Raw genomic sequence first — 4,394 nt, forward strand, 5'->3', positions numbered from 1 at the left:
GACCCAGCACACTCGCCGCCGCCATAGGGACGGCGGCAGCCCTCGGCGCCTCCGCCTTCGCGATCCCGGCGCTCGCGGCGGGCGCGCCGGCCGTCGCGCCCCTTGCCGCGCCCGGCGCAGCCCCGACGCTGGAACTGAAGGACGGCACCCTGGAATGGGGTCTGAAGGAGTCCTTCCGCAGATACGTCACGGGCATCGCCGGCGGCACCGTCACGGCCTCCGACGGCGCCACCCAGGCCGCGGGCAACGGCCCGTTCACCTTCTCCCGCGGCACCGGTACGTACGACCCGGCGACGCACGACGTGACCACGGACTTCGACGGCACCGTCCGGTTCGCCTCCACGGCCCACGGCTTCGACATCGAGCTCGCCGACGTCAGGCTGGTCACGGAGGGCACGGCCGGGGCGATCGAGGCGGACGTCACCCTCAACGGCGCCACACAGGACGACATCGAACTCGCCTCGATCGATCTCGCGGGCATCCGGCCGGAGACCGCGAACGGCTCGATGGTCTTCAAGGACATCCCCGCCGAGCTGACCGCCGACGGCGCCCGGGCCTTCAACGGGATGTACGCGGCGGGCACGGAGCTGGACAGGGCGACGCTCGCCGTCGCGTACGCCACGGGAGGCGGCACCCCGACACCGCCCGTGACGCCTCCGCCGTCCACACCGGCTCCCACTCCCAGCACGACTCCGCCCACCGAGCCGCCCACCGGCGAGCCGACCGGGACCCCGCCGACCCGGAGCCCGACCGGCCAGGCCTCCGAGACGCCTCCGGCGGCCGAGGACGGCACGATCGTCGACGGCGATCTCGACTGGGGCGTCAAGGAGTCCTTCCGCTCGTACGTCACGGGCCCGATCGCCCACGGCAAGGTCGAACTCGGCGACGGTGCCACGCGGTCCGCGGCGGCCTACCGCTTCCCCGAGGGCACGGGCTCCTTCGACGCCGACGCGAGGACCCTCTCCGCGTCCTTCGGCGGTACGGTCCGTTTCCTCGGCCATGAGGAGGCCGGCGAGTACGTACTGGACCTCGGGCTCAGCGGCCTGCGGGTGGAGGTGGCGGACGGCACGGGCACGCTCGTCGCCGATGTGGCCACCAAGGACCGGGAGACGCACGAGATCGCCACGTACCCGGATCTGAGCCTCGCCACGCTGGACCTACCGGAGGGCGAACTGGCGGCCGAGGACGGTGTCGTGACCCTGAGCGCGGTTCCCGCGACCCTCACGGCCGACGGGACGAAGGCCTTCGGCGGGATGTATCCGGCGGGGACGGACCTCGACAGGCTGACGCTCGCGGTCTCGCTGGACGACGACGCGAACCTGCCGGGCGGCACCGGCGGCGCGTCCGGCGGTACGGGCGGCGCCGGCGCCGTCGGCGGTTCGGGAACGGCGGGCGGCGGTTCGGTCGCCGGCGCCGGCGCCCTCGCCTCCACCGGATCCGACATCCCCGCAGGCGCCCTGCTCGGCACGGCGGGCGCGATCGTGGCGGCGGGCGCGGCGGCCGTATGCGTCGCCAGGCGGCGGAGCGCGGCGCAGGAGGAGACCGCGTAGGGAGACCGCCCAGGGAGACCGCGTAAGGCAGACCGCGCAGGACGGAGACCGCGCGACGCGAGCAGGTCCGTACCGCCGAGGAGGGGGAGGCGGTACGGACCCGCTCCTGTGTCCGGCCCCTGCGCCGCGCCCCGATCGGTGATGCTTGAATGCCCGGGTGACCGACATCGACGTACTCAGCGTCTTCTGCGGAGCCGACGGCCGACACGGCAATACGCTCGGCGTCGTCCGCGAAGGGCGGCGTCACCCGGACCGGGCGGCGCGGCAGGCGCTCGCCGCCCGACTCGGCTACAGCGAGACGGTGTTCGTCGACGATCCCGAGCGCGGTGTGGTCGACATCTACACTCCGGGCCTGCGCCTCCCGTTCGCGGGACACCCTCTCGTCGGCGCGGCGTGGCTGCTCGATCTGGAGTGCGTGAACCCGCCGGCGGGCGAGGTATGGGTGCGCCAGGACGGCGAGTTCACCTGGATCACGGTCCGCCCGGAGTGGGCCCCGCCGCGCACACTCCGCCAGTACGCCACCACCGCCGAGGTCGACGCCCTGCCCGCCCCACCGCCAGGCGAAGGCCGGCTCTACGCCTGGGCCTGGCAGGACGAGGCGGCGGGCCGCGTCAGGGCCCGCGCCTTCCCTCGCCGTGAAGACGGCATCACGGAGGACGAGGCGACCGGCGCGGCGGCCCTCCTCCTCACCGCGCGACTGGGCCGCGCGCTGAACATCACCCAGGGCCGGGGCTCCCAATTGATCACGGCCCCCGGCCCCGACGGCACCATCGAGATGGGCGGCCGGGTACGCCTGCTGACGGCCCACTGAGCCGCCCGGCCGCTCAGGCGCCCAAGGGCCCACGGACGGTGGCGCCGAGGGGCCCGGTCGCTCAGGCGCTCAGCGGGAACTGCGTTCCCAGGGCGTGGAAGACCGCGCCGTTGAAGTCGAACGCGCGCTTGCACTCGTCGACGATCCGCTGCTTCTCCAGGTCGTCCGCCGCCACCCGGTCCAGCAGCTCGCGGTAACCGCGCTTGAACGCGGCCGGGTTGGGGATCTCCTCGAAGACGTAGAACCGGACGCCGTCGCCCTTGCGGGAGAAGCCCCAGGTCTTCTCCGCCTTGTCGCGGATGATCTGGCCGCCGGAGAGATCGCCGAGATAGCGGGTGTAGTGGTGCGCCACATATCCGCCGGGCCAGGTGCGCGCGCACTCCTCGATCCGCGCGGCGTACGCGGCGGTGGCGGGCAGCGGGTCGACGCCCTCGCGCCAGCGCGGACCGCGCAGATGCGCGAGATCGCGTTCCAGTTCGGGCGTACGGGCCAGCTCCGGCCGGATGAAGGGCCCGGCGACCGGATCCCCTCTCAGCGCCTCCATGGCCCCCTCCAGCGCGCGGTACACGAACCAGAGCTGCTCCGTGTAGCGCGTGTAGGCGTCCACACCGAGCCGGCCGCCCAGCAGATCGCTCATGAAGGTCGAGGTCTCCGCCTCGGTGTGCTGTTCCTGTGAGGCGACGCGGATGAGGGTGGAGAAGGGCGTGGCGCTGGCGGTTGCGTCCAAGGCGGGCCTCCGGGACCAAAGGGGACGGGAACAGGCGAATGCCGTGGTGGCGGCACGCGCTGCCGCCACAAGCGATACTCTTACTTAGGCTTACCTAAGTCAACTGGTTCCCGACGTCCTGTCGGTAAAAACGCTACCCCGCTTCAGCGGTACGGCAACCTCACGGAAGAGTGAGGATCTCCGCCCCCGTGTCCGTCACCACCAGAGTGTGTTCGAACTGCGCCGTCCGCTTCCGGTCCTTGGTGACCACGGTCCAGCCGTCGTCCCACATGTCGTGCTCGTAGGTGCCGAGCGTCAGCATCGGCTCGATGGTGAAGGTCATGCCCGTCCGCATGACGGTGGTGGCGTGCGGGCTGTCGTAGTGCGGGACGATCAGTCCGGAGTGGAAGGACGAGTTGATCCCGTGGCCGGTGAAGTCCCTGACGACGCCGTAGCCGAACCGCTTGGCGTACGACTCGATCACCCGCCCGATCACATTGATCTGCCGTCCGGGCCGCACGGTCTTGACGGCGCGGTTGAGCGACTCGCGGGTCCGCTCCACCAGCAGCCTCGACTCCTCGTCGACATCGCCGCAGAGATAGGTGGCGTTGTTGTCGCCGTGGACGCCGTTGATGTACGCCGTGACGTCCAGGTTCACGATGTCCCCGTCGCGGAGCACCGTGGAGTCCGGGATTCCGTGGCAGATCACCTCATTGACCGAGGTGCACAGCGACTTGGGGAAGCCGCGGTAGCCGAGCGTCGACGGGTAGGCCCCGTGGTCGCACATGAACTCGTGCGCGACCCGGTCCAGTTCGTCCGTGGTGACGCCCGGCGAGATGTGCTTGGCGGCTTCCTCCATCGCCTGCGCGGCGATCCGCCCGGCGATCCGCATCAGCTCGACCGTCTCGGCGGTCTGCACCTCGGGCCCGGTGTACGGGGCGGGCGCGGGCTTCCCGACGTACTCGGGGCGCCGGATCTTTCCGGGTACGGAACGGAGGGGGGAGATCTCCCCGGGGATGAGCAGTGACTGGCCAGACATGCCAGCGAGTCTAACCAGCGTGTGTGGGGCAGCATGGCGTTCAGAGGAAGGAGCCGACGATGGCCCTGTTCAAGAAGCGTACGGTCGGCAAACCCGGCGAGTGGTACTACTGCCTGCACCACCGGAAGGTCGAGGAGGGCCCGCAATGCCGTGCGGCGGACCGCTTCGGCCCGTACGCGACCCCGGAGGAGGCGGCGCACGCGATGGACACCGCGCGGGAGCGGAACCTGGAGTGGGAGACCGACCCGAAGTGGCACGATAAACGCGATAAACCGGACACCCCGGCGG

At 71.5% G+C, this 4,394-nt stretch carries 5 protein-coding genes; 3 read left to right on the forward strand and 2 right to left on the reverse strand.

Annotated features, from left to right (window positions below; genetic code table 11):
• Both BFF77_RS25495 and BFF77_RS25500 read left to right on the forward strand, forming a co-directional pair.
• The coding region (locus BFF77_RS25495) for an HtaA domain-containing protein (RefSeq protein WP_066953933.1) at positions 1-1,550 on the forward strand (1,550 nt) is incomplete at its 5' end.
• A 157-nt stretch (positions 1,551-1,707) separates the two neighbouring features.
• Positions 1,708-2,361 carry a PhzF family phenazine biosynthesis protein gene (locus BFF77_RS25500; RefSeq protein ID WP_107422246.1) on the forward strand — a complete coding sequence of 218 codons (654 nt, stop codon included), beginning with the start codon at positions 1,708-1,710 and terminating at the stop codon, positions 2,359-2,361.
• A gap of 61 nt (positions 2,362-2,422) precedes the next feature.
• On the opposite strand, the gene BFF77_RS25505 is transcribed toward BFF77_RS25500, so the two are convergent.
• Together BFF77_RS25505 and map are read right to left on the reverse strand one after the other, a co-directional pair.
• Positions 2,423-3,088: a biliverdin-producing heme oxygenase gene (locus BFF77_RS25505; RefSeq protein ID WP_066953939.1), complete on the reverse strand. Its 666-nt coding sequence runs from the start codon at positions 3,086-3,088 to the stop codon at positions 2,423-2,425.
• 160 nt (positions 3,089-3,248) lie between these two features.
• Positions 3,249-4,106, reverse strand: a complete 858-nt coding sequence (gene map, locus BFF77_RS25510) for a type I methionyl aminopeptidase (protein ID WP_066953942.1) — start codon at positions 4,104-4,106, stop codon at positions 3,249-3,251.
• A 59-nt stretch (positions 4,107-4,165) separates the two neighbouring features.
• On the opposite strand from map, the gene BFF77_RS25515 reads away from it, so the two are divergent.
• On the forward strand, positions 4,166-4,394 hold a 229-nt coding region (locus tag BFF77_RS25515), incomplete at its 3' end, for a hypothetical protein (protein ID WP_066953945.1).

It is taken from the genome of Streptomyces lushanensis (genome assembly GCF_001700515.1).
GTDB classification, from domain to species: Bacteria; Actinomycetota; Actinomycetes; order Streptomycetales; family Streptomycetaceae; genus Streptomyces; species Streptomyces lushanensis.